The following is a 23561-nucleotide window of genomic DNA, read 5'->3' as shown; positions in this document are numbered from 1 at the left end:
CCTGTACCATGGCGTCAGCCAAGAGAGTTTGTATGCATCTTCAATGCCCCCGTTGCCGCAGTCCGCTCCATCTTCATGAGGCCTCTCAAGGCCGTTATTGCGACAACAAACACCATTTTGATCCGGCTCCGGAAGGTTATCTGGATCTGATCCCCGGTAATAAAAATCCCAAAGACAGCGACAGCCGTGCGCTGATGCGCGCCAAACACCACTTTTTGGAGCAGGGGCACCAGCTGCCACTGGTCGAGGCAATGGTGGGTCTGCTCTCCAACTTGCCCGAGCAAGAGCTGATCCATCTGGGCTGTGGCGAGGGTTACTATTGCCGTGCGCTGGCTGCACGCCTGCCCGGTTGGCAGTTTAGTGGCATCGATATTGCCAAGAACACCATCTTTGCTGCCAAAAAGGCCCAGCCAGAGAACCAGTTTGTCATTGCCGATCCTGCCCGTGCCCCGTTACAACCGGGTAAAGCACAGGTGTTGCTGGTCAATGACCTCAAGGTCAAGAGCGAACTGCTGGCGGACTGGTTGGCCCCAGGCGGTTACCTGCTCTATTTGCAGCCGGGTCCGCGTCATCAGTGGCAACTGCGGGTCAGCCTCAACCCGGTGAGCATGGAGCATCCCCTGAGTTGGCCCACTTTGCCGGGGCTGACCGCAATGGGGCAACAGCGCTGCCAATTCGCCCTGCAGATGGATCAAGCCCTGCGCAGCTTTATTCTGGAAACCAGCCGTCTTGGCTGGCGAGCCACTGGCGAACAACGCCATGCCTTTATCCAGCAAGGGCCGGATGAACTGGAACAGGATCTGCTGCTGACCTTGTGGCAAAAGCCGCTCTGATAGCATGAAAAACGGCCCTGTTTTGTTGAAAACAGGGCCGTTTTTGTGCCTAAGAGAATATGTTATCGATGGATGCTGAAGGTGGCTTGCGCCATGTTTGGCGACACATTCCCCCGACGAACCGCCACCCCTTATATGAATGTGCAGGATGTTACCCGCCCTGCACATTCATCTATCTATCCGGCCAACGGGTGTGCCCTTGACTCCTTGCGCATCGCCCGCCACATCACCAGTACCAGCAATGAGCTGCAAGTCGGTAGCGCCAACCAGACACCGGGTACCCCCCACAGGGTCGAGAATCCCCACAAGAAGCCGCCGATCAGCACCAGCTTGCCGCCGGTGAGCAGTGAAGCGATGCGCGCACGATTGATGGCTTGGAAATAGGTGGCCCCCACCAGCAGTAACCCTTCCATCGGCAAGCCCCAGAAATAGAGCCAGATCCCGAGGCTAGCCACTGGCAGCAAGGTTGCGTTGTCACCGGCAAACAGATAAACCGCTCCTTCCGGCCATAGATAGAGCGGTATCATGGCGCACAGGGCGATCCCCAGCGTCACCCCGAGGGCCAGATTGCGCACCCGCAACACCCGCTGCCAGTGACCTGCCCCGGCGTTAAAGCTGGCGATGGGCTGGATACCCATGGCGATCCCCTCGAACACCAGATAAAAGAACGCCTCGGTGTAGCTGATCACCCCGTAGGCGGCCACATGCAGCGAAGTGCCCACCGCCAGCAGCGCCTTGTTATGCAGCGCCAGTACCACCGAGAGGTAGAGGTACATCAGAAAGCTCGACACCCCGAGTCGTATCGTTTCGGCCATCAGCGCGAGATCAGGGCGCAGGGTGTCCCAGCTGATCCGCAGCTGGCTGCGCGGCGTGAAGAAGTGCCACAGACAGGCAAGGCCGGTGACGGCCTGGGAGATCATGGTGGCCGTTGCCACCCCGGCCAGCCCGAACGGGAACACCACCATCAGTAGATAATCGAGCCCCACATTAAGTAACCCTCCTACCACCATGATGATGGTGACAAACCCGGGTCGGCCATCGTTGCGTAGCAGTGAGCTGAATGCCATCGACAGCACTGCAAATACGCCGAGCCAGGCGTAGGCCTGCAGATAAGCAAGACCTGCCGTGAAGATCTCCCCTTCCGCCCCCATCCAGGCCAGCATGGGCTCGCCATAGCGGATCCCGATAAAGCTGAGCAACGCCGAGGCCAGCAGCACCATCACCAGCGCATTGCCGACGATATGGCGGGCTTTGGCCGGGTTGCCCTGCCCCAGATAAAAGGAGACCAGCGACGAGGCTCCCATGCCGATCAGGGCCCCCACCGCATAGAGCACGGCGCAGATGGGATAGGCCAGCATAAGACCAGCCATGCCGTCCTGACCGAGCAAGTGGCCAACGAAGATGCCATCGATGGTGACATAGATGCCAGTGATCAACATGGCAGCCACGGTCGGGGTTACGTAACGCCAGAAAAGGCGAGATAGTGGGGCAGTGCCCAGATCAACAGCTGACATGTTCGGCTCAGTGGAGGGAAAGCGGCGAGGATAATAGCGAAACAGCGCAATAACTGCCTGTTATTTATGTTATGAATCATTAATGTAGACGGCTTTACCCGTCTCCCTGAGCTGTTTTAGGCTAGGGCCACCTCTTCTGAATGGAAACGAGCCTCATGTTGCAACGCCAGCTCACCCTCCTGTTGCTCTCTTTGGTGTTAATGTCGCCAGCGGCACAAGCCGAAACCCTGTTGCAGTGCGTACCCAAGAGCGATACCCCGGAAAATCAGAAGCTGTACGAGATCTATCAACAGATCGACATTCACCTGAGCCGCGGCTGACCCTCGAGGTAAAAGGAGCTGAATATGCAGATTATTGCCCACCGTGGCGCCAGCGGTCTGGCACCGGAGAACACCCTCAAAGCGATGGCCAAAGCGCTGGAGTTGGGAGCGCCAGCTATCGAGATCGACGTGCAGGCGGCCGATGGCGAGTTGTGGGTATTCCACGATCGGCGGTTGGAACGCTGCAGCAACGGCAAGGGGGTACTGACCGAACAAGCTCGCGCTTATCTGGAGCAGCTCGATGCCGGTGAGGGGGAGGTGATCCCGACCCTGTGGCAGGTGATGGAGATCATCGCCGGACGCTGTGAACTTCACATTGAGCTCAAGGGCGCTCATACCGCCGATGCGGTGGCAGCCCTGACCCTGCGGGCAGAAACAGAGCTCGGTTTTGCTGCCTGTCAGTGGGTGGTCTCCTCCTTCCACCACCCTGAGCTGGCCCGATTTGCTGCTTTGCGGCCCGATATCCGGCTCGGCGCCCTGACCGCCAATCTGCCGTTTACACTGGCGCAGTTTGCCGAAGATCTGGGGGCCTGGTCACTCAATTGCGATGTGGATTTTGTCGACCGGATGCTGGTTGAAGATGCCCATAGGCGCGGGTTAAAGGTGCTGGTTTATACCGTTGATTATCCTGAGGATTATGAAACGCTCGCCAGCATGGGGGTCGATGGAATCTTTACCAATCGACCCGATCGTTTGCTGGTGCCATGAGGGCGCGATACACATATGGATAAGCACTGATTTAGGCACTAACTTTAAATAGCAGTTCGGGATACAAAAAGTTCAACAACGGCCGATAGCTACTGGCTCATAACAATAACTTGCACATACACACTCTGACTGACGCTCACAAGGATGTAACCATGAACTTATCCATAAAAAACAAGCTGGTCCTTGCGATAGGGATCATCATTCTGGTGATCACCGGCCTGCAAGTCTGGTACAACACCACGCAACTGCGCAGTGAAACCCAGCGTCTGGTCTGGAACATCATTGACGAAAGCTCCATGGCCAACGTCAAGGGGATCTCACGCTGGGTCGACTCCCGGATCAGCATAGTCAGCACCACCAAGGAATCATTCGCCAAAGAAGATGAGCCCATCAGCCATCTGGCCCAGTCGATGAGCGCAGGTGGCTTCGATCTGGTCTATGCCGGTACCGCAGATGGCAAGATGATCCAGAGCAAACCGACCGATCTGCCTGCCGGTTATGATCCCCGCCAGCGCCCCTGGTACCAAGATGCCATGGCGGCAGGAAAACTGGTCATCACGGCGCCCTATGCCGATATCTCCAGTGGCCAGTTGATCGTTACCATTGCCGAGCCGTTTCAGCGTGGCAATACCCAGGGGGTCATCGCCGGCGACGTCTCTATCAGCGCCCTTATCTCGGATATTCTGGCGGTCAGCTCCGAAGGGACTTATGCCATTCTGGTAGACAGCAATGGCACCATTATCGCGCACCCTGATGCCTCCCTAAGCTTGAAACCCGCCACGGCACTGGCACCCGAGTTGACCGCATCTTACATCAACCAGATTGCCCATGACGGCATGATCAACGAGCTGGTGATCAGCGGCAAGAAAGAGGTCTTTGACTTCAACGCTATCCCCAATACCAGCTGGTATTACGGCATGATGGTGGATGAAGAGACCGCCTACCAGTCGGTACGCAGCATGGTCACCTCCTCCCTCATTCAGGGGCTCATCACCATACTGATCGTGGCTGGCTTCTCCTATGTCGCCATCAACGGCTCGCTGGCCCCCCTGAAAACCCTGGGCGAGGCGATTGCCGATCTCTCCCGTGGCAACGGCGATCTGACCCGCCGCATCAAGATCGAGCGTGAAGATGAGGTGGGTGCTGTTGCCAAACACGTCAACACCTTCATCGACCGGATCCATGTCATGGTGCAGGATATCTCCAACTCCTCCGGTCAACTCAACCAGCAGGCCAAGTCCTCCCACAGCATGGCGGAGAAGGCCAATCAGGGGCTGGCACGCCAGCAAAACGAGATCTCCCAGATCGCCACTGCGGTACACGAAATGTCAGCCACTGCGGTCGAGGTAGCCAGTAACGCTGAGCAGACAGCAGATGCGGCTCGTTCGTCTTCTAGTAGTTGTGAGCACGGCAAGCAGGTGATCGCTCGCAATCAGCGCTCCATCACTGATCTGGCGACCCAGGTAGAGCAGGCCTCCAACATCATTCAGGAGCTGGAGAAGAACGCTCAGGAGATCAACACCATCCTTTCTACCATTCAGGGCATTGCCGAGCAGACTAACCTGCTGGCATTGAACGCGGCGATTGAAGCCGCCCGGGCGGGCGAACAGGGTCGAGGTTTTGCGGTGGTCGCCGATGAGGTGCGGGTATTGTCACAGCGTACCCACAGCTCCACCGTCGAGATCCGCAGCATGATCGAGACTCTTCAGCGCAACACCCAGGGGGCTGTCAGCACCATGCACGAAGGGCAACAGCTGGCACAAAACAGCGTGGATGATGCCAACAATGCCACCCATGCGCTGGAGCAGATCACCACCTCGATCAACCAGATCTCCGACATGGCGACCCAGATTTCCAGTGCCGCTGAAGAGCAACGGGCCGTCACCGATGAGGTAAGTCGCAACATTCAAGCGGTGAAAGATGTGTCCGACGAACTGGCGGTAGATGCGGACAGCTCTCGTAATCTCTCTGAACAACTTAAAAATATTTCGGGGGAGCTGAGCAATCAGGTCGGCATGTTCCGTATTTAACACTGATAGCCAGTGGCCTGTTGGCCAGCCTCTGATACAAAAATCCCCGCCTTGTCTGGCGGGGATTTTTTTGATCTGCAGATCATGTTTTAGTGCGGGTTCGTTCAGGGGCTAAGCCCCACCTTCATCTGGATGCCACGCTTTGCACCGATACGCTGTGCAGGGTCAGCAGATGCAAACCCGTTGACCTGGGGGGCGCTGCTGGATGCGGATTGCAGCGCTGTGGTTCAGACCAGCCGGTGCTGGCGGCGACCGGCAGCGAAAGCGTTGATGTTATCTATCAGTTGATCGGCCAAGCGCTGCATCGACTCCTCGCTGGCCCAGGCCACATGAGGGGTCAGAATGAAGTGGGGGTATTGCAGGGCCTTCATCAGCGGGTGATCGGGGGGCGGAGGTTCGACACTCGCCACATCGAAGCCTGCGCCACCGAGCTGGCCATTGGCCAACGCTTGCAGCAGCGCCTCCTCATCCACCAGTCCACCACGGCCGACGTTGATCAACAAAGCTCCCGCTTTCATCAGCCCCAGCTCCCGCTCGCCAATCAGGTTGCGGGTGTAGGGGGTCAGCGGGCAGTGCAGGCTGATCACATCCGAGCTTTGCAGCAGTTCATCGAGGGGCAGGCGATCCTCATCGTGGCTGGCGCCAACCTGACTCTGGGCGTAGCGCACCGTCATCCCCATCCCTTTAGCTCGCTCGCCAAGCGCTTGGCCAAGGGTGCCCTTGCCGATGATGCCGATCTGCTTGCCGTGCAGATCCATGATGTTGTGGTCGAAGAAGCAAAACTGGCCGCTCTGTTGCCAGCGCCCCTCCAGCAGCGACTGGCGCCAGCAGAAGAGGTTGCGCGACAGGGCCAGCATCAGCGCCATGGCGTGCTCCGGCACCGAGGGGCCCGAGTAGTTACGGATGTTGCACACCCCGACGTTGGCGGCGCGGCATGCTGCCAGATCCACGTTGTCACTGCCGGTGGCAGCCAGGGCGATAAGCTTGAGATCCGGCAATTGAGCCAGCTCTGCGGCACCGATCCGCACCTTATTGATGATGGCGATGCTGGCATCTTTCAGCCGCTCCACCACCTGTTCCGGGGCGGTTCGCGGATAGCTCTGCCAGTGGTGGGGGAAGTCTGGGTGATGCAGGGTGATGCCCGCATCCAGGGTATCGCTGTCGAGAAATACGATTTGCTGCATGGACCTGCCTGCCATTTTTCCGAGTCGAGAGGCAATGATGCCAAAGAGAATGCGGTCAGGGCGAGCCTGCATCTGCGTTATGTCGGGGCTTTATCCGGCGGATGTGAGCTTGCGCGCGCTTTGGCGTCTGATTGTTGCTGCGGTGGGGTCTGCTTAGAGCCAGCCCAGATGATTGAGCCACCCCTGAATGCGGGTGGGGGTCTCCCCCAGTTCCATTAGCGCGTAGGGACGATAGTTGAGTTTGTGGCTGCGCCGGCTCTCGCTTCTACGGGCCTCTGCGGCTAAGAGTGGCCAGCGGCCGCCATCCTCCTGATAGAGATCGAGGGTGGGGATGGCAGCCTGCGCCACTTGTTTGGCCAGCATCTGATTACTCTGCTGATTGGGGAAGAAGCCGTCGAGCAGTACCAGCGCATCGGGGGCGGGCAACTGTTCGCTGGCGATGAGATTAGCGGTCCAGGCGGCGCCGGTGCCTTGCGCCAGGATCAGCTTGAAGCCCCCCTCTTGCAGCTTGGCATCGGCCAGCTTGCTGATCCGCTCGGCAAACTGCTTGCGAAATTCGTCGCTGTTTTTCGCTTTTTTCTCGGCGGCGGGGTCGAATTCGGTCTGTTGGGGGGAGGGGAGCAGCAGCAGGGTATCAAAGCCCAGCTGACCAAGGGCGCGGGTCAGTTGCCACAGTTGGCCGCTGCGCTGCCAGTCGGGCAGCAAAATGGCCAGCCCCAGATAGTTTTCACTGTCGTGTTTGGCGAACAGCACCGTCTGCTTGTCGATCTGGGTAGCATCGGGTAGCCCTTTCCAGTCGCTGGCTTGCCAGTGATCGAGAGGGAGTGGTTCGGCGACGGGGGGCGTGACTTCGCTCGCTTGCGTCACGTTGCCAGCCAGCATGGTCAATAACAGCAGTGATAAGGATAATCTGGCCATAGTATGCACCCCCGGTTAACAGGGTTAGCGGCGGCGGCAGGATTTTCTGAAGGTGGGTAGTGTGATGGCAATGCGCAGGTAATAAAAAAGCGAGCCGTTGGCTCGCTTTTTTGCAATCAATTCAAAGCGGTCAATTAGTTGACGCGACGCTTGAATTCGCCGGTGCGGCTGTCGATTTCGATCTTGTCACCGATCTCTACGAAGGCGGCAACAGCCAGCTCGTAGGTAGTGCCCTTCAGACGGGCAGGCTTGGTCACTTTACCGGAGGTGTCGCCACGAGCGGACGGCTCGGTGTACTCAACTTCGCGAACGATAGTGGTCGGCAGTTCCACGGAGATGGCTTTCTCGTTGTAGAAAGTTACTTCGCAGATGTCTTCCATACCGTCTACCAGGTAGTTCAGCGCGTCACCCAGGTTGTCTTTCTCGATGTCGTACTGGTTGTACTCGGTGTCCATAAAGACATACAGGGGATCGGAGTAGTAAGAGTAGGTGCACTCTTTACGCTCCAGCTGAACCACGTCCAGCTTGTCGTCGGCCTTGAAGACGGTCTCGGTGGCGCTGCCGTTCAGCAGGCCTTTGAGCTTCATTTTGACCACGGCGGAGTTACGGCCGGATTTGTTGAATTCAGCCTTCTGAACCACCATCGGCTCGGTACCGATCATGACTACGTTACCAGCGCGGATTTCCTGTGCGGTTTTCATGTAAAAAATTCCTGTTCGTGAAACGGACGGATAAAAACTGCCAGATTATATACGGCTTTCTAAAAATTTCACCAACCGCGTGACGAGATCCCCATCCCGGAGCAACTTCTGTGACCAGCTTCGCCCATGTTGCTGCCAAATGGCGCTATATCGGGGCCATTGGGCCCAAAGTTCGCCTGTCTCCTCCCCCTGATTGAGGGCATGGCTGAAATTTCGTAGCCATTGGGCTGCGTCTGCGGGCAGTTCGGCCAGATAGTGATCGAGAAAACCGTCCAGTTTGATCATGTGGGCCTGCTCTTCTTGCGGGTAGATGTGCCACAGGAAAGGGCGGGCAGCCCACTGGGCCCGCACGAAGGAGTCCTCCCCGCGCACCAGATTGAGATCGCAGCTCCACAGTAGCCGATCGTAGCCGGCCTGATCGGTCATCGGCAGCAGCTTGATGGTGAGATTGCCCGAGTGGAGCAGATCTCCCGCCTTGGCGGCGGTGATGACCTCTTCAAGGCCTGCGCCGCGCAGCACATCCTGTAGCGAGCGGCCCAGCGGCAGCAGCAGGGTGATGGGGGTAGCGCTCTGGCACCAGCTGTTGACCAGACTTTTCAGCGCATCGCTTTCGTAGGTAAAGAGGCTGACTCGCAGCTCGTGCTCTTGTTGCGCTGGCAAACCGAGACTGGCCCAGTAGGCGGCAATGCCTGCCTTATCCTGTTGCCACCGCTCTCGTTCGGCGATGAGCCCCTGCTCGCACAGGAGGCCACCGGTTTTAGCGGTAAAGCCCGGGAAGAAGAAGTATTTGTTGAGGCTCTGGTTGCCGACCCGTTGCGGCGAGGCGAGGGCGTGGCAATCCTCGACCCAGCTCTCTGCCGAGAGGTACTCCAGATTGATCCAGCAGGGGGGGCTGGGTTGGCTCGCCATCTGCTCGGCCATTCGTTCAATGAAGGGGGCGGGCAGCTCGCAGGCAAAGGCCTCGATCACCACCTTGGCCGGGGTCATGTCAGTCGGCAGGGTCTCATGCCAGTGCTGGATATAGATGCCCTCGACCCACTGGCCATCCTGCGCCGGATCGAGCCCCGGACAAATGCGGGCAAAGCTTGCCAGATCGTCCACCCAGAGTCGCACCTGTACTTCATTGCCGTGGGTGGGGATCTTCCCCTCTCGCTTCAGCTGGCGAGCGAGCCGCCAAGTGACGCCGATGTCACCGAAGTTGTCTACGACGCAACAGAAAATATCCCAGTCAAAGGGGGGCAGGGGGCTGGTCATGGCTCGGGGTTCCAGATGCAAAAAACCGGTGCGCAGGGTAGCACACCGGTGGATTGGCTTCTAACCGTCAGCGCGTGACGGCGGTCTGCTGCAAGTTACTCCTTGCCGTAGACGTTGTTCTCCTGCTCGTGTACCCGGATAAAGGTAGTGCGCTTGGTGAGTTCCTTGAGCTGACTGGCGCCAACATAGGTACAGGTGGAGCGCACACCGCCCAGAATGTCACGCACGGCGTTCTCGACCGGACCACGATAGGGCAGCAGCACGGTTTTGCCTTCGGAGGCGCGATACTCGGCAACACCACCGGCGTGCTTGTCCATGGCGCTGGAGGAGCTCATGCCGTAGAACTTCATGAAGGGCTCGCCGTTCACATCAACGATCTCGCCGCCGCACTCCTCGTGGGCTGCCAGCATGCCGCCCAGCATCACGAAGTCGGCGCCGCCGCCGAATGCCTTGGCCACATCACCCGGGCAGGTGCAACCACCGTCCGCGACGATCTGGCCGCCGAGGCCGTGGGCCGCATCGGCACACTCGATGATGGCGGAGAGTTGCGGATAGCCGACGCCGGTCTTGACGCGAGTGGTGCAGACAGAGCCCGGGCCGATGCCAACCTTGACGATGTCGGCGCCGGAGAGGATCAGCTCTTCGACCATCTCGCCGGTCACCACGTTGCCCGCCAGAATGACGTGGTTGGGGCAGGCTTCACGAATTTTGCGCACGAATTCGACGAAGTGTTCGGAGTAGCCGTTGGCCACGTCGACACAGATGAAGCGCAGCGCTTCGGACATGGCGAGGATCTGGCGGGTCTTGGCGAAATCTTCAGCCGAGGTGCCGGTGGAGACCATCACATGGCCCAGCAGCGCCGGGTCGGTCTCGTTGACGAAAGCTTGCCACTGCTCAAGGCTGTAGTGCTTGTGTACCGCGGTCATCATCTCGAAACCGGCCAGCGTGCGCGCCATGGCGAAGCTGCCGACGGTATCCATGTTGGCGGCGATGACGGGTACGCCCTGCCATTGGGTCTGAGTGTGTTTGAAGGTGAACTGACGGGTCAGGCTTACTTGGGAACGGCTCTTGAGAGTAGAGCGCTTGGGGCGGAACAGGACATCCTTGAAACCGAGCTTCAAGTCTTCTTCGATACGCATTACAAATTCCTTATTGAGCCTTGTTGAAAGTCACTTTTGCAGTGGCAAATTTTCGGCAGGCGCAAAAAAACCGGTGGTTTTCAGGCCCTCCGGTTTACAACAGTGTAGGCAAAAATCCCTTCAGAACAAGACTGATAATTTGTAAATCCTTGTGGTAGCCTTTGGCGTCACAACCTGAGGTTAACCACCAGTTTCATCCAGCACCGTTCAGTGCCTTGCTCTCCTTCGATATTCCTTCCCGCTTGGGCCGCCGTTCGGCCACCCCTTGTCGTCTCTCTCCTGACCAGCCAGATATTATCCAAGTAGCTGAAATAAATCGGATTGACCCACAATGGGACTGTGGTAGATCTGAGCGCAGGATTGACAAGGCAGGGCAGTAAAATGGGCAAGATGATGGTGGGGATCGCCTTGATGCTGGCACTGTGTGGCAGTGCGCTGGCTGAGACCCCGACCAGCTATGGCTGGATCGAGAAGGGGCTTATTTTGCCCACCGGCGTGGCGGTGAAGATGAAACTCGACACCGGGGCGCTCACCTCTTCCCTCGATGCGCGCTCCATCACCAGATTCAAACGGGATGGCAAGCCCTGGGTGCGCTTCATGCTGGTGGTTACCGATGCCGACAGCGGCAAGCTGGTCAAGCAGCAGTTCGAGCGGCGGGTCGAGCGCAGCGTGACGGTGCGCGGGGCGGGCGGTATGGAGCAGCGGCCAACGGTGACCATGTCCATCTGTCTGGGGGACAAGGTGTATGAGGAGTGGTTCACCCTGCGGGATCGCAGCAAGATGATCTATCCGGTGCTGCTGGGCCGCCGGCTGCTGGCCGAGCTGGGCCCGGTAGATGCCAGTCGAACCTTTACCGTGCAGCCAGCCTGTCATTGAAAGCAAACAGCCCGCATCGCGGGCTGTTTGCTTATCGCTTATCTTGCCGGCGGGAGCGGGAGTAACACGCTCACCTCCAGCCCCCCTTCCGGCCGGTTGTGGACATCGAGGTCGGCGCCGTGCAACTGGGCGATGCGCGAGACGATGGCCATGCCAAGGCCGACGCCATCCCCCTGCTGGGGATTGACCCGAAAGAAGCGTTCATACAGCCGGGGCAAGGCACTGGCGGGAATGCCGGGGCCGTTGTCGCTCACATCCACCCTCACCCGGTTGCCTTCTCGCTGAACCCGCACCCTGATCTCGCCCTCCGGCTGGGTGTAGCGCAACGCATTGTCGATCAGGTTGCTGAACAGCAGCTCGAGCAGGGTGGCCTGCCCCATCACCAGCAGCGGAAATTCACACTCCAGCGATAGCTGCTGATCCTTCTTGAGCGCGATGGGAGCCAGCGTCGCCAGGGTGCCTTGCAGCAGGTGGCCTATCTCCAGCTCGGTCAGCACCAGTCCCTGCTGGTTGTCGATACGGGCCTGGGTCAGCAGTTGGCGGATCAGCCGATCGCTGCGATCGAGGGCTTGCAGCATCTTGTGCAGGGATTGCTGGCGGCTCACTTCATCTTCGGCAGTCAGGGCATTTTCACTGTGGATCCGCAGCACCGCCAGCGGGGTGCGCAGCTCGTGGGCCGCCTCGTTGGTGAACTGCTTCTCCCGCTCTATGGTCTCCGCCAGCGCCTGCATCAGCCGGTTGATCTCGTTGGTGAGGGGCGTCAGCTCCTGCGCGCTTATCTTGAGGCTGAGCGGGCTCAGGTTGGCGGGGTGACGTTCGCTGATGGCCTGGGCCAGCTGACGAAGGGGGGCCAGCCCGCGGGTGATGAGCCACCAAAGCAGGGCCAGCAGAAAGGGCAGGGTGATCAGCAGCGGCAGCATGGTGAGGGTGGCCATCTTGCTGGCCAGTTCGCTGCGCTCGTCGTCCCGCTCGGCTACCACCAGCCAGGTCTGCTCCTGCTGGTTGTAGAGAGTGAAGGTGCGCCACTGGTGATTATCTTTTTCGACCGTGTCGAAGCCGATAGCCAGGGTGACCAGCGGCTGCTCCGGGGCGCTGGGGGCGCGCAGCAGCAAGCCGCCCTTTTCATCGAGCAGCTGGAAGTAGAGATTGCGTTCGAACTCGTGGCCGTAGGGGGTGATCTCCCGATCCTCGCCGGTCAGGTTGAGGCTGGGGTCTTTTTGCCACTCATCGGGATTTTGCGCCTCCCACTCCTGATAGACGGTGCCATTGGCGGGCAACTGCCCCTGCTGGGCCATATAGCGGGCCAGCAGCTGGTTGGTGATGCGCGCCGACTGGGCTAGGCGCGCATCAAACAGCTCCTCCATTTCGTGGCTCGCCTCCATGTAGCCGATAAAGGCGCTGATGGTAAGACTCAGGCTCACCAGCGTCAGGATACCGGTGAGCAGAAAGCGGCGAATGGAGCGGGGGCGTTTCATCGTGCGGGTGTCCGGCTTGGCTGTTCGAGCTGGGGAATGATGTAGCCGACCCCGCGAATATTGCGGATGAGATCGCTGTAGAACTTCTTGCGCAGATGGTGGATATGCACCTCTACCGCGTTGCTCTCGGCCCCTTCATCCCAGCCGTAGAGGCTCTGTTGCAGCTGATCCTTGCTCAGCACCCGGCCGCTCTGGCTGATCAGCTCCTGCAGCAACTTGTATTCGTGGGGGGTGAGTTTGACCGCCTCCCCCTGATAGGTGACCTGCTGGGATTCGGGATAGATAAGAATATCGCCATACTCCAGTACCGCCTGAGCCTGCCCCTTGCTGCGACGAACCAGGGCGCGCAGGCGGGCGTTGAGCTCCTGCAGGGCGAAGGGCTTGACCATGTAGTCGTCGGAGCCGGCATCGAGGCCGACCACCCGATCGTCCAGCGCATCGCGGGCGGTGAGGATCAGCACAGGCAGCTGGTGTCCTTCACGTCGCAACTTGCGCAGCAGGCTGAGGCCATCGATGTCGGGCAGATTGAGATCGAGGATCAGGGCGGCGAACTCGTCGCTCTTGAGGGCAGCCAGAGCGGGCAACCCCTGTTGCAGCCAGTCCACCGTGTAGCCGCTATGGCGCAGTGCATCCTGCATACCATCCCCCAGCATCACATCATCTTCTACCAGCAGGATCCGCATTCTTTTCTCCCTGTTTGTTGGGTGTCGCGATCTGGCTCAGCGCCAGGGCGTGCCGTGGCATAAACAACCCTGCCCACCAGTATGCAAGCTGGTGGGCAGAGTTTAAATAGTTCTTTGATCCATCTGGGTTTTATAGCTTGGCCAGCCGATCGCGGATCTCCATTCTGCGCCCTTCGTCGGCCACTTCGCGGCCCGGGCGGGCCGGGGCGGCCAGCGCCTTGTCGAGGTAGGTTTTGGCCTCGGCCTTGCGACCCTGATCCAGCAGGAAGTCGCCATAGAAGAAGTTGGGGTCGATGCCATCCGGATTGATGGCCAGCGCCTGCTTGAGCAGCTGCTCTGCCTTTTCGTCATCGCCAAAGCCGACCGGCCAGCCGGGCACCTGATAGTAGAGGGATCCCAGACTGGTGTAGGCGGAGCCGTCCAGCGCCTTGGGATCCTGCTTGAGCGCAAGCTCCAGCTTGGCCTTGGCCTCTTTCACCAGCCCCAGAGCCCCCAGCCCCCCTTTGGCCCCCGCCCAGGTGCTCTTGACGATGGCCGACCAGATCAGCAGATCGGCACGAAAAGGCTCCTTGGCGCTGGCCGCTTCGGCCCGGGTGCTCAGAGTTTCGAGGCAGCTCTCTTTCGCCTTGCCGGTCTGTTGATACTGGCAGACGGCCCACTGTTGCTGGATGGGGACGAGGGCATCACCCGCGGCCATGACCGAGGAGGACCCCAGCAGGATGGCGATGGCACAAGAGGTCACTGATTGACGGACAAAATTCATATTAATGCTCCTTCTTGGTCGGGATCGGGCGGGACAAGTCTGGTTGTGGCGCACTGTTGGCGCCGGCATCAGCCGTCCCTGGCTGAAGATGACGGGCATAACGTTTGATGATCGGCAGCTGTCTGGCCAGCGCTTTATCGACGATGCCGGGCAGCAGGGCGTTGAGCCGCACGAACAGTTTTTCCGGCCAGCCGAGCCAGCTGCGGCGGGTTTCGTTGCACAGGGCGATGACCGCCTCTTCCGCTACTTCCTGCGGGCTGTCGGTCTGGGTGCCGAGCGCTGCATTCATCTCGTAAGCCGCTTCGGAATTGAGTTTGGTGCGGGTGGCGCGGGGGGCAAAGTGCAGCACCTTGATGCCGCTGCCCTCCAGCTCCCGTCCCAGCGCTTCGCTAAAGCCGCGCAGGGCAAATTTGCTGGCGCAGTAGACGCTGTAACCGGGGTAGCCGATGCTGCCCAGGCTCGACCCCATGTTCATGATGATCCCCGGCTTGCGCATGGTTGGCAGCAGGGCACGGGTGAGCTGGATGGGCGCCTCGATATTGAGCAGCAGCTGGCGCTCCACCTGCTCGAAGCTCTGATCTTCCAGCCAGGCAAACTGGTTGCAGCCAGCGTTGTTGATCAGGATGTCGATCCCGTTCTCCAACGCCGGGTGTTGCAACAGCTTGGCCCGCTCCTGGGCAGAGCCGAGGTCGGCGAGCACCACCTGATGGCGCTCGGGATGCGGCAGTGACTTGCACAGTCGCTCCAGCGCTGGACCGCGGCGGCCGTGCAGCAGCAGGTGGGCCCCCTGGGCGGCCAGCTCCTGCGCCAGCTCCTCACCTATGCCACCGCTGGCGCCGGTGAGCAGCACGAGTTTCCCTTCAAGCTTCATGGTGTGGGTTCCCTTTTTGCTGTCTGCTGCCGATTTACACAGTGGCGGTGAGGTTGTAGAGCATCTCGCCATAGAGGCGGTAGACCACCTTGGCCCCGTGGATGATGGCCGCCTGATCCGCCGGGCTCTCGACCCGATCCATCAGGGATTCGAAGAACTTGAGGTGCTCCTGATCCAGAGTACCGTGGGAGCTCAGGTAGCTCATCGCTTGTGGAGGCAGTCCGAGGCCGCTCTTCAGCTGGTCGGCGACGGTGAGGGCGATGGCCACGCTGGTGCCTTCCAGTACCTGCACCATGCCGAAGAAGCCCATGGGGTTGCCGCGCTGGATCTGGTCGTAGAGGAAGGCCACCATCAGCTCGATGGGCAGCCCCGGCTGACCGTGGCGTACCGCCTCGGCATCGCCGCCACAGGCGCGGATATCATTGAGGATCCACTCCTGATGGCCATACTCCTCGTCGATGTACTCGGCAAGGGCACCGCGTACCCACTCGTACTCCTGACCCAGCTTGCCGCCGGTTGCCATCAAGAGCGGAACCGTCTGGCGCACGTGGTAGTAAGCCTGCGCCAGAAAGGCGAGATAGGTGTCACGGCTGATGTCGCCACGGCGACAGGCTTCGATGATGGGGGCGTTGAACAGATGCTCGCGATCCTGGGCAGTAGCTTGTTGCAGAGTCTGGTAGAAGCTCATGACGATTCTCCTGTAAGGCATTGGCTAATTTGCTGGGAAAAGTGTTGGTAAATCTCGTTGCGACGAGGGCGCCCGTTGGCGGTCAGCAGCCCGGGATGTTGATCCAGCGCGACCGGCAACCAGTGGTGCAGCCGGGCATAATCGGGTAAACGGCTGTTCAATCCTTCAATTTGGCGGGGCAGGTCGGCTTCGGCTCCCGGCAGTGGCTGGATCAGCGCCACGTTGGCGGGCTGGCCATCGCCAAAGACCACGATACGGGCGATGGCGGGACAGAGCTGGGCTTCAGCCTCGACCCACTCGGGGGAGAAGTTGCGGCCAAAGGCGGTGATCTGGACATTCTTCTTGCGTCCGGTGATATGGAGGTAGCCCTCATCATCCAGATGTCCCAGGTCGCCGGTGGCGATCTGCTCCGGCTTGGGCTCATCGTCTCCCAGATAACCCAGCATCGGATTGCCGCGCACCAGGATCTCGCCATCATCGGCAATGGAGACCTGGCAGTGCGTCAGGGGGCGGCCCACGCTACCCGGCTTGTCAGCGTTCAGGCTGTTGAGGGCGACCACGGAGCCGCACTCCGAGAGGCCATACCCCTCATAAACCGGCAGGCCAATTTGGCGCGCATGAGCGATAAGGTCGGGGGCGACCTTGCCGCCACCGACGGCGATAAAACGCAACCCCTTGAGCTGCTGGATCAGCGTCGGTGTGCTGGCACACAGGGCAAGCAGCAGGCGCAGCAGCTCGGGCACCAGCACCAGACTGTGGGTTGGCCAGCGCAGCAGCGCCTGGGCCAGCATGGCCGGGTTGAGTGAGCTGGAACCGGTGAAGCCGAGCTCCCCGAGCGACGGGATGCGGCTGCAGGCGCCGGTCAGCAGTGGTACATAGAGGCCGGTAATGTTCTCGAGCAGGGTGGCCAGCGGCAGCAGGGTGAGGTGTTTTTCTACCTGTGCCGGGGAGACGCGCTCGGCCAGTGCGGCGCTCACCGCCATCATCTGGGCCAGTGACAGACAGACGCCCTTGGGCTGGCCCGTGGTGCCGGAGGTGTAGGTGATCTTGGCCGTGCCCTTGGGCAGCACCGGACGATTGGCCGGGGTGTGGCGCCACAGCGGCAGTTCACCAGTGACCAGTTTGAGGGGCTCTGCGGCATGCCACCCCTGATGGCACGGTCCCACCAGTGCATCGGCGCCGCTGCTCTCCAGCAACCACTCTTGCTGGGCCAGACTGAAGAAGTGGGGGACCGGGATGACCACGATCCCCGCCTTGCTACAGGCCAGATCCATCAATGCCCAGGGCAGGCCGTTATCCAGTTGCAGGGCCAGGCGGCTGATCCCCGCCTGTTCCAGCTGGCTGGCCAGCCGTTGAATTTGCTGCCACAGAGTCTGGTAATCCAGCAGCTGATGGCTGTCGCGCAGTGCCGGTTGTTGCGGCATCTGGCTGGCGTGTTTGGCGATGACGTCGAACAGGTTCATTGGGCGCACCTTTTGTCGCTATTGATGCAGGTGTGGCTAAAAAGGGTCGGCATGGGGACCAGCAGGTTGAGCAGCAGGCTATTCTGGGCCAGGACTTCACGACCCTGATTGATATCGCCCACCATCACTTTGGGTTGGCAGCGGTAGTATTCGCCCCAGGCTGCGGCATCTTCACCTACCTGATGAGCCTGGGCGGGGGCCAGTTCCACCGGGTTGAGGCGCAGACGGGTGAAGCTGTTGCGCAGCTTGGCGGTGCCGGTAAAGACCACGTAGTCGAGGGCGTTTTCACACAGCAGACGGCACAGCGCTGCAAACATCAGGCGGGCATTGCCCGGTTCGCTGCAGGCCAGATTGCCCACTTCGATAATGCGGTTGCGTGCCGGATAGACCCCGAGGCGGGTATTGATGGCGGCCTCGATGGGTTGTTCCAGATACTGTTCCAGATAGAGAGGCCCCTCACTGGCATGATTGAGACCACAGGCACCGACCAGTGTCCCGTCTGCCCGATAGAGCCCCAGCAGGCAGGGGAGAAAATGGGGGATGCGGGCATTGAACTCGAGGGTGTAGGCGGCCTGGATATAGGCTTGCAGCGCCATGACCTGCTGCTCTGATTCGGCCAGGATCAACCGGTAGGGGGCTTGGATCTCGGTGGTCATGGGTGACTCCTTCTCTTTTGATGGGTTTAGAGTAAAAGGGCAAACTTAAGAAACCCTTAAGGAGCAAAAAAAGTTGTCAGCGACGCGGCAGGCAGGCAATCTGCGCCGCTGTCACTGTTGAGGAACCACCATGTCATCCACCGTCTGCTGCCCCCTGTGTGCCAGCCATCGCAGTTATCCCCTGCCGGTGGCAGGCAAGCGCTATCATCGCTGCCTCGCGTGCGAGCTGGTCTGGCTGGATGCGGGCGATCATCTGGATGAGGTGGCGGAGAAGGCGGTCTATGACGGTCACGACAATCGGGTGGATGATCCCCGTTATCGCACCTTTCTGATGCGGGCTTTTGGCGAGGTGCTGATCCGGGTGGCAGCGCCTGCCAGTGGCCTCGACTTTGGCTGTGGCCCGGGCCCTGCGCTGGTGGCGATGGGGGGCGAGGCGGGTTACCAGATGGCGGGGTACGACAAGTTCTACGCCGATTTTCCCGAGTTGCTGACGCGCCAGTATGACTTCATCACCAGTACCGAGGTGATCGAGCACATTGCCGAGCCGCGCGCCGTGCTGGCGCAGTTGTGGGATTGCCTCAAGCCCGGTGGCCTGCTGGTGTTGCAAACCCAGCGGGTGCTCAGTGACGAGCGGTTTAAAAACTGGCGCTATCGCCACGACCCGACCCACATCGTCTTCTTTGCCGAGGCATCGTTTCAGGTGTTGGCAGCCAGCTGGCAGGCCGAGCTCAGCTTCCCTCACGCCGATGTGGCGGTATTGCAAAAAGGCACGCCCTGAGGCGTGCCTGCTGATGGATGGTTTTAGGAAGTAGTTAAATGCCCTGCATTTAACGTTATCAGTTATTTATCCAGCATGATGCTCAACAATTTGTCATCTTGCTTGTTGTAGAGCTTGGAGACCAGCTCGCCAAACAAGAAGGCAACGTTAACGCCCTGTCCGCCGTTATATCCAAGGGCATAATAAATATTCTGATTCGTACCGGTGACGCCGATCATTTCATTCTTGGTTGTGGTTTCTGCAATGATCCCGTCCCAGGTTTTTTCAATTTTGATCCCTTTTATTGATGGATAGAGCTCACCAATACGCTTGGAGATTTGAGCTTCAATCTTTTTCAAATCACCGGGGTACTGCAGGTCATCCCCCTTATTGTATTCGACGCTACCACCACCAATAACAATGCGATGGTCAGCGGTCATGACCATGTGGTAGGTGGCATCACTGTCCGTTCCGGCATATTGGTCGTCATACCATGAGATGTTGTTTTTCCAGCCAATACTGTTGTATTGCGCATCCGTCAGTGGGGCCGTGACTGCCACTTGAGTGTGAGAGGGTTCAATATCATCAGGCTTGAAGCCAAGCGTCTTTCCGGCATAGGCATTGGCTGCCACAACAATATTTTTTGCGGTAACTTCATAGCGTTTTTCATTGACCTTGACTGGCAATGAAATCAGCTTGCCATCTTCTTCATATTCCAGCACCGGGCTGTTTTCATAGATGACGACCCCGGCATCTTCCGCCAGTTTCTTGAGCGCGGCGACCAGCTTGCCCGGGTTGACCATGCCGCCATTGGGATCATATACCGCACCGACCAGCTCTGGTGAGCCGAGCATATTCACGGCTTTCTCTTTGCCCCACAATTCAATCGGCATGCCCAGTTTTTTGGCCTGAGCCACATACTCTTTGGCATCATCCATATTTTCAGGGTTAAAAATCCCCAACGATTGGCCATTGAGTACGTACCCCGGGTCAATGCCGGTCGATTCGGCCAACCGTTTAATCCGGTGCATGCTATTGACGGTAATGTCATAAATCTCTTTATGATTCGCTTTGTGATCACCCATCACAAAGCCGCCTTCGCTATAGGTTTGCGCCAACACCAGAGCGCCATTACGGCCAGATGCGCCATTGCCGACCCGCTTTGCTTCCAAAATGACCACAGTGCTGGCCGGATTGGATTTCTTGATATGGTATGCGGCAGATAATCCCGTATATCCACCGCCGATGACGGCGACATCCACATCAATATCTTTATTGAGGCTGGCGTTTACGTTGGGCAAGAACTGAGCCCAGTAACTCTGATTGTCATCATAAAATTTGGCGATATTTTCCTCGTTGGCGAAGGCGTTGGTAGCGAGTGTGCCACTCAACGCGATCAGCGAAAAAATAGTGCCTTTTAATACCGGAAATACACGCATGTTGACTCTCCATTGATAGTAAAAAAATTCGCGCGAGATTTAGCTAATTCGATGTCAGCCAGCAATGCTGGCGTCTCTTGTCAAACGTCGGTTGCTGCTGCCAACCCATGCTGCCCGCTCTATCACCCCGCAGTGTGTCGGGCAGCCATGGAAAATGGATGTCAGTGCTGCGGGCCAAACCGCAGGTTGGCAGATACATAGCGCGTTATGGCTCCAGATAGCCGCGATCCTGCCAGTGATAGAACATCAGGGCAGATTTGACGCCGATTGACTTGAACGGCTCAGGCGGCAGCCACATCGGCAGGGTCTGTTCGGCGTGGTTGAACCAGGGATGCTCCTTGCCTTGATAGAGGCTGGCAACGATGTCGCCAAACAGGAAGGAGAGGTTGATGCCGTGGCCGTTGTAGCCGAGGGCGTAGTAGATGTTGTTGTGGTCCCCCATAACTCCCACCGCTTCGGTGCTGTCGCCGGTCATGCCGAGCACCCCGTCCCACACCTGCTCAAATTTGATCCCCTTGAGGGCCGGATAGAGGGTCACCAGCTCGGTCATCATCATCTCGCTGACCCGGTTGAGGTCGCCCTTGTAGTTGAGGCCGTCGTTGAAGACGTACTCGGCATTGCCGCCGCCGATGACGATGCGGTTATCCGGGGTCAACACCAGATGGAACAGGATATTGCGGGTGTCGTAGTAGGGCACCTTGCTTTGCCACTGAATGGCGTTGAGCTGATCCCGGGTAAGCGGCTCGGTGACGGCGCTCTGGGCGTGCACCGGAAAGACCCGGCCGCTGAAGTAGCCAAGCTTGGAGGTATAGCCGTTGGTCGCCAGCACTATGCTGTCGGCGGTCACCTTGTAGTTGTCGGCCACATTCAGTTCGATCTGCTTGCCCTCCTTGATCCCCATTACCGGGCTCTGCTCGTAGATGGTGACGCCCGCCTGCTCCACCGCCTTGCGCAGGGCATTGACCAGCTTCATGGCGTGTACCTGACCGCCATTGGGGTCGTAGACCGCCCCCACGTAGCGATCGGTGCCGAGTTTTGCCTCTGTGGTATCGGCGTTCCAGTACTGGAGCGGGATGCCGAGGCGATTGGCGGTTTTCACATAGTCGCGGTACTCGGCGATATCCTCCTCATCGAGGATCGCCTCCACATAGCCATCGAGCTTGAGGTCGGCCTCGACGCCGGTTGAGGCAACCAGCGCCTGCAGCTTGCGCATGCTGGCGACGGTGAGATCGTAGTGGCGCTTGCTCGCTTCCCCCTCTTCGTAGAGGTCCATCACCTCGGAGCCCGGCAACACCATGCCGCCGTTGCGGCCCGAGGCACCACTGCCCACCTGCTTGGCTTCGAAGATGGCGATCTTGAGCGACGGATTGGCCTTGGCCAGATGCCAGGCGCTGGAGAGGCCGCTGTAGCCGCCGCCGACGATGGCTATATCCACCTTCATGTCTTGCGCCAGCGGGGCACTCTCCTCTGCCGGTTTCTCCTTGAACCAGTAGCTGGTGTTGGGCTCAAAGTCGCTCATCTTGGGGCCGCAGGCGGCGAGAAAAAAACAGCTGATGCACATGGTTAACGCTCGTTGGCAAAGGGTGGTCGGATTCATCTTCTACTCCGGTTACAGATACAAAATGTCAAATCATTCAATCGGGTTGGGCGGTATTGACCCGGCGGCCGATGTCTCGCAGCCGGGCCAGCTGATCGGCCAGACCGGGCCCCTCGTCGAGACTGGTGACGAAGTTCCAGAGGTAGGTCATCACAGCATAGACATGGCCTGCCGAGACCTGGGGCTGGGCCATCAGCATGGTGATGGCCAGCAGGAACAGCAGGGAGGCGCTGATACCGACCGCCAGAAAAGCGAGCGCCTCCCGATCCGAAATCCGGATGCGGAGCCAGGCCAGCGCACGGTAGTGGCGGGAGAGACTGGCTGACTGGGCATGGGTGACCAGCTTGACCTCGTGTTCCAGCCGATCGTTGAGCCGCTCGTGCAGCAGCTGGTTCTTGCGCGAAAAGCCGGGCAGCAGCAGGCCGAACAGCAGCAATACCCCCATACAGGCGATGCCGACCCAGAACTCGATCACCATCAGCATCACGGCCGCCCCGACGATGGAGATCAGGCTGGTGGCCAGGATCGGGATATGTTTCTCGAAGAAGTCGACAAACTCCCGCGCCAGGGTGACCCGCGCCACTATGGTGGATTGCCGCTCCTGCTGCTGGCGCTGGGTCAGGATCACCGGCACCGCCAGCGCCGCATAGATATGGGTAAAGGTGCGGGTATCGACCGCCCGGCGCAGGGCGCCGATCAGCCAGAACAGCAGCACGATGAGGGCGTAGCTCGAGGCCTGCCACCACTGTCCCTTGACGATGGCGTCGATGGCAAAGCCGGCAAACAGGGGATAGACCACCAGCAGGATGTTTTCGAGGGCCACCAGCGAGAAGGTGCCCGCCAGCTTGAGGGGATTGGCCCGCGCAATCGCCCCCAGCGAACGACCGGCCGAGTGTGGCAACGGCGTAGCCTGCTCGTTGCAACTGGCTGCCGAAGTGGTTGGTGTTGTCATGGGTTATCTCCTAAGATGTCGGAAATGCTAAGTTTGAGCGAGTGCTCAAAGTTTGTTTGAGCGGTCGCTCAAAGTCAAGCAGATCGATTGGTATCGCAGGAGGTCAGATGGCACGCCCATCAGCAGAACAGCGTAAAGAGATGATCATCGAGGCCGTACTGGCCCTGTTTCGAGAGAAGGGGATGGCGGCATCGTCAACCCGTGATATTGCCGAACGTACCGGTCTGGCGCGCAGCCACGTCTACCACTATTTCAAGGATTGGAAGGAGCTCTGCCTCTGCGCCGTGGAGCGTTTCACCAGTCAGGAGATAGCCGAGCAGCGGGAGTGGCTATTGCCGCTGCCTGCCCGCGAAGCGTTGCCGCTGTTCGTGCGGGACAACCTGCCGACCAGTCAGGATGCCTCCTGGGCCATCTATCTGGATGCCTGGAACGAGTCACTGCGCGACCCTGTGTTTGCCGAGAGCTACCGCAAAATCATTTTGGCGTGGCGCGAGGTGCTGGAGCAGATCCTGCAAAAGGGGATCGACAGTGGCGAGTTTGTGGCGGGCGATGCCCGGCGACTGGCGCGCCAGATCACCTCGCTCATCAACGGCTATGCCGATGATCTCATTCTGGAGCCGACCCCCGAGACGGTCGAGGCCACTTATCAAGAGATCATGCAGGTGGTCAATCAGCTGGTCTTGCCCCCGGCCCACTCATAGCTGCGCAGGCACACAAGGGGGGGAGGCGCGCTAGCGTGG

The 23561-nt window shown here is 59.3% G+C and carries 23 protein-coding genes; 7 read left to right on the top strand and 16 right to left on the bottom strand.

The window, feature by feature from the left end; translation table 11 throughout:
• The first annotated feature begins 32 nt into the window (after positions 1–32).
• Positions 33–833 (top strand): putative RNA methyltransferase, encoded by an 801-nt coding sequence (locus BN4575_RS09705; RefSeq protein WP_042022900.1) that lies wholly within the window; start codon positions 33–35, stop codon positions 831–833.
• A 176-nt stretch (positions 834–1009) separates the two neighbouring features.
• On the opposite strand, the gene BN4575_RS09700 is transcribed toward BN4575_RS09705, so the two are convergent.
• Positions 1010–2347, bottom strand: coding sequence for an MATE family efflux transporter (locus BN4575_RS09700; protein WP_068978036.1), 1338 nt, complete (start codon positions 2345–2347; stop codon positions 1010–1012).
• A 155-nt stretch (positions 2348–2502) separates the two neighbouring features.
• Here BN4575_RS09700 and BN4575_RS22065 point away from each other — a divergent pair, with 155 nt between their 5' ends.
• The 3 genes from BN4575_RS22065 to BN4575_RS09690 all read left to right on the top strand — a co-directional run bounded on the left by BN4575_RS22065 (position 2503) and on the right by BN4575_RS09690 (position 5405).
• Complete coding sequence (locus tag BN4575_RS22065; RefSeq protein ID WP_162515581.1) at positions 2503–2667, top strand: hypothetical protein; 165 nt, start codon at positions 2503–2505, stop codon at positions 2665–2667.
• 24 nt (positions 2668–2691) lie between these two features.
• Positions 2692–3375, top strand: a complete 684-nt coding sequence (locus tag BN4575_RS09695) for a glycerophosphodiester phosphodiesterase (RefSeq protein WP_068978035.1) — start codon at positions 2692–2694, stop codon at positions 3373–3375.
• 152 nt (positions 3376–3527) lie between these two features.
• Complete coding sequence (locus BN4575_RS09690) at positions 3528–5405, top strand: methyl-accepting chemotaxis protein (RefSeq protein WP_068978034.1); 1878 nt, start codon at positions 3528–3530, stop codon at positions 5403–5405.
• 227 nt (positions 5406–5632) lie between these two features.
• On the opposite strand, the gene BN4575_RS09685 is transcribed toward BN4575_RS09690, so the two are convergent.
• From BN4575_RS09685 to BN4575_RS09665, 5 genes are all read right to left on the bottom strand, one after another.
• A complete protein-coding gene (locus BN4575_RS09685) occupies positions 5633–6589 on the bottom strand; it encodes a D-2-hydroxyacid dehydrogenase (protein ID WP_068978033.1) in 957 nt (318 codons plus the stop codon).
• Between the two features lie 153 nt (positions 6590–6742).
• The gene (locus BN4575_RS09680) at positions 6743–7507 is read right to left on the bottom strand and encodes a DUF3530 family protein (protein WP_068978032.1); all 765 of its coding nucleotides are present in this window, start codon (positions 7505–7507) and stop codon (positions 6743–6745) included.
• A 134-nt stretch (positions 7508–7641) separates the two neighbouring features.
• On the bottom strand, positions 7642–8208 hold the full coding sequence (gene efp / locus BN4575_RS09675) for an elongation factor P (protein ID WP_042022911.1): 567 nt from the start codon (positions 8206–8208) through the stop codon (positions 7642–7644).
• Between the two features lie 45 nt (positions 8209–8253).
• Entirely contained in the window at positions 8254–9462 is a 1209-nt protein-coding gene (earP, locus tag BN4575_RS09670; RefSeq protein WP_068978031.1) for an elongation factor P maturation arginine rhamnosyltransferase EarP, read from the bottom strand.
• Between the two features lie 95 nt (positions 9463–9557).
• Positions 9558–10601: a GMP reductase gene (locus tag BN4575_RS09665; protein WP_068978030.1), complete on the bottom strand. Its 1044-nt coding sequence runs from the start codon at positions 10599–10601 to the stop codon at positions 9558–9560.
• A 381-nt stretch (positions 10602–10982) separates the two neighbouring features.
• On the opposite strand from BN4575_RS09665, the gene BN4575_RS09660 reads away from it, so the two are divergent.
• Complete coding sequence (locus tag BN4575_RS09660; protein ID WP_068978029.1) at positions 10983–11477, top strand: retropepsin-like aspartic peptidase RloA3; 495 nt, start codon at positions 10983–10985, stop codon at positions 11475–11477.
• 38 nt (positions 11478–11515) lie between these two features.
• On the opposite strand, the gene BN4575_RS09655 is transcribed toward BN4575_RS09660, so the two are convergent.
• The 7 genes from BN4575_RS09655 to BN4575_RS09625 form a co-directional block, all read right to left on the bottom strand.
• Positions 11516–12952, bottom strand: coding sequence for an ATP-binding protein (locus BN4575_RS09655; RefSeq protein WP_068978028.1), 1437 nt, complete (start codon positions 12950–12952; stop codon positions 11516–11518).
• Positions 12949–13635: a response regulator gene (locus tag BN4575_RS09650; protein WP_005335091.1), complete on the bottom strand. Its 687-nt coding sequence runs from the start codon at positions 13633–13635 to the stop codon at positions 12949–12951. The genes BN4575_RS09655 and BN4575_RS09650 overlap by 4 nt, the downstream gene beginning before the upstream one ends.
• A gap of 130 nt (positions 13636–13765) precedes the next feature.
• Positions 13766–14332: a tetratricopeptide repeat protein gene (locus BN4575_RS09645; RefSeq protein WP_234918700.1), complete on the bottom strand. Its 567-nt coding sequence runs from the start codon at positions 14330–14332 to the stop codon at positions 13766–13768.
• Positions 14333–14399: 67 nt separating this feature from the next.
• Positions 14400–15269, bottom strand: coding sequence for an SDR family oxidoreductase (locus tag BN4575_RS09640; protein ID WP_068978026.1), 870 nt, complete (start codon positions 15267–15269; stop codon positions 14400–14402).
• Positions 15270–15303: 34 nt separating this feature from the next.
• Positions 15304–15957 (bottom strand): TenA family transcriptional regulator, encoded by a 654-nt coding sequence (locus BN4575_RS09635; protein WP_068978025.1) that lies wholly within the window; start codon positions 15955–15957, stop codon positions 15304–15306.
• Positions 15954–17420: an AMP-dependent synthetase/ligase gene (locus BN4575_RS09630; protein WP_068978024.1), complete on the bottom strand. Its 1467-nt coding sequence runs from the start codon at positions 17418–17420 to the stop codon at positions 15954–15956. Before BN4575_RS09630 ends, BN4575_RS09635 begins: the two co-directional genes overlap by 4 nt.
• Entirely contained in the window at positions 17417–18076 is a 660-nt protein-coding gene (locus BN4575_RS09625) for a thermostable hemolysin (protein WP_068978023.1), read from the bottom strand. Before BN4575_RS09625 ends, BN4575_RS09630 begins: the two co-directional genes overlap by 4 nt.
• A gap of 130 nt (positions 18077–18206) precedes the next feature.
• On the opposite strand from BN4575_RS09625, the gene BN4575_RS09620 reads away from it, so the two are divergent.
• Positions 18207–18854, top strand: coding sequence for a class I SAM-dependent methyltransferase (locus BN4575_RS09620; protein WP_068978022.1), 648 nt, complete (start codon positions 18207–18209; stop codon positions 18852–18854).
• 62 nt (positions 18855–18916) lie between these two features.
• Here the strand turns inward: BN4575_RS09620 and BN4575_RS09615 are convergent, their stop codons facing one another.
• The 3 genes from BN4575_RS09615 to BN4575_RS09605 form a co-directional block, all read right to left on the bottom strand.
• Positions 18917–20272, bottom strand: a complete 1356-nt coding sequence (locus BN4575_RS09615) for an NAD(P)/FAD-dependent oxidoreductase (protein WP_068978021.1) — start codon at positions 20270–20272, stop codon at positions 18917–18919.
• A gap of 205 nt (positions 20273–20477) precedes the next feature.
• The gene (locus tag BN4575_RS09610; protein ID WP_068978020.1) at positions 20478–21869 is read right to left on the bottom strand and encodes an NAD(P)/FAD-dependent oxidoreductase; all 1392 of its coding nucleotides are present in this window, start codon (positions 21867–21869) and stop codon (positions 20478–20480) included.
• A gap of 37 nt (positions 21870–21906) precedes the next feature.
• Positions 21907–22821 (bottom strand): ABC transporter six-transmembrane domain-containing protein, encoded by a 915-nt coding sequence (locus tag BN4575_RS09605; protein ID WP_068978019.1) that lies wholly within the window; start codon positions 22819–22821, stop codon positions 21907–21909.
• A 107-nt stretch (positions 22822–22928) separates the two neighbouring features.
• Between BN4575_RS09605 and BN4575_RS09600 the strand changes: the two genes are divergently transcribed.
• Positions 22929–23522, top strand: coding sequence for a TetR/AcrR family transcriptional regulator (locus BN4575_RS09600; RefSeq protein ID WP_068978018.1), 594 nt, complete (start codon positions 22929–22931; stop codon positions 23520–23522).
• Positions 23523–23561: the final 39 nt, after the last annotated feature.

Source organism: Aeromonas sp. EERV15 (assembly GCF_900079845.1).
Classification (GTDB): Bacteria; Pseudomonadota; Gammaproteobacteria; order Enterobacterales; family Aeromonadaceae; genus Aeromonas; species Aeromonas sobria.
This window is presented reverse-complemented; position numbering and strand designations above follow the sequence as displayed.

Excerpts from the sequence above, each read along its gene's own strand:
- BN4575_RS09705 (WP_042022900.1), top strand. The coding sequence starts at position 33 with ATGCATCTTCAATGCCCCCGTTGCCGCAGTCCGCTCCATCTTCATGAG.
- BN4575_RS09700 (WP_068978036.1), bottom strand. The coding sequence starts at position 2,347 with ATGTCAGCTGTTGATCTGGGCACTGCCCCACTATCTCGCCTTTTCTGG.
- BN4575_RS22065 (WP_162515581.1), top strand. The coding sequence starts at position 2,503 with ATGTTGCAACGCCAGCTCACCCTCCTGTTGCTCTCTTTGGTGTTAATG.
- BN4575_RS09695 (WP_068978035.1), top strand. The coding sequence starts at position 2,692 with ATGCAGATTATTGCCCACCGTGGCGCCAGCGGTCTGGCACCGGAGAAC.
- BN4575_RS09690 (WP_068978034.1), top strand. The coding sequence starts at position 3,528 with ATGAACTTATCCATAAAAAACAAGCTGGTCCTTGCGATAGGGATCATC.
- BN4575_RS09685 (WP_068978033.1), bottom strand. The coding sequence starts at position 6,589 with ATGCAGCAAATCGTATTTCTCGACAGCGATACCCTGGATGCGGGCATC.
- BN4575_RS09680 (WP_068978032.1), bottom strand. The coding sequence starts at position 7,507 with ATGGCCAGATTATCCTTATCACTGCTGTTATTGACCATGCTGGCTGGC.
- efp (WP_042022911.1), bottom strand. The coding sequence starts at position 8,208 with ATGAAAACCGCACAGGAAATCCGCGCTGGTAACGTAGTCATGATCGGT.
- earP (WP_068978031.1), bottom strand. The coding sequence starts at position 9,462 with ATGACCAGCCCCCTGCCCCCCTTTGACTGGGATATTTTCTGTTGCGTC.
- BN4575_RS09665 (WP_068978030.1), bottom strand. The coding sequence starts at position 10,601 with ATGCGTATCGAAGAAGACTTGAAGCTCGGTTTCAAGGATGTCCTGTTC.
- BN4575_RS09660 (WP_068978029.1), top strand. The coding sequence starts at position 10,983 with ATGGGCAAGATGATGGTGGGGATCGCCTTGATGCTGGCACTGTGTGGC.
- BN4575_RS09655 (WP_068978028.1), bottom strand. The coding sequence starts at position 12,952 with ATGAAACGCCCCCGCTCCATTCGCCGCTTTCTGCTCACCGGTATCCTG.
- BN4575_RS09650 (WP_005335091.1), bottom strand. The coding sequence starts at position 13,635 with ATGCGGATCCTGCTGGTAGAAGATGATGTGATGCTGGGGGATGGTATG.
- BN4575_RS09645 (WP_234918700.1), bottom strand. The coding sequence starts at position 14,332 with ATGGCCGCGGGTGATGCCCTCGTCCCCATCCAGCAACAGTGGGCCGTC.
- BN4575_RS09640 (WP_068978026.1), bottom strand. The coding sequence starts at position 15,269 with ATGAAGCTTGAAGGGAAACTCGTGCTGCTCACCGGCGCCAGCGGTGGC.
- BN4575_RS09635 (WP_068978025.1), bottom strand. The coding sequence starts at position 15,957 with ATGAGCTTCTACCAGACTCTGCAACAAGCTACTGCCCAGGATCGCGAG.
- BN4575_RS09630 (WP_068978024.1), bottom strand. The coding sequence starts at position 17,420 with ATGAACCTGTTCGACGTCATCGCCAAACACGCCAGCCAGATGCCGCAA.
- BN4575_RS09625 (WP_068978023.1), bottom strand. The coding sequence starts at position 18,076 with ATGACCACCGAGATCCAAGCCCCCTACCGGTTGATCCTGGCCGAATCA.
- BN4575_RS09620 (WP_068978022.1), top strand. The coding sequence starts at position 18,207 with ATGTCATCCACCGTCTGCTGCCCCCTGTGTGCCAGCCATCGCAGTTAT.
- BN4575_RS09615 (WP_068978021.1), bottom strand. The coding sequence starts at position 20,272 with ATGCGTGTATTTCCGGTATTAAAAGGCACTATTTTTTCGCTGATCGCG.
- BN4575_RS09610 (WP_068978020.1), bottom strand. The coding sequence starts at position 21,869 with ATGAATCCGACCACCCTTTGCCAACGAGCGTTAACCATGTGCATCAGC.
- BN4575_RS09605 (WP_068978019.1), bottom strand. The coding sequence starts at position 22,821 with ATGACAACACCAACCACTTCGGCAGCCAGTTGCAACGAGCAGGCTACG.
- BN4575_RS09600 (WP_068978018.1), top strand. The coding sequence starts at position 22,929 with ATGGCACGCCCATCAGCAGAACAGCGTAAAGAGATGATCATCGAGGCC.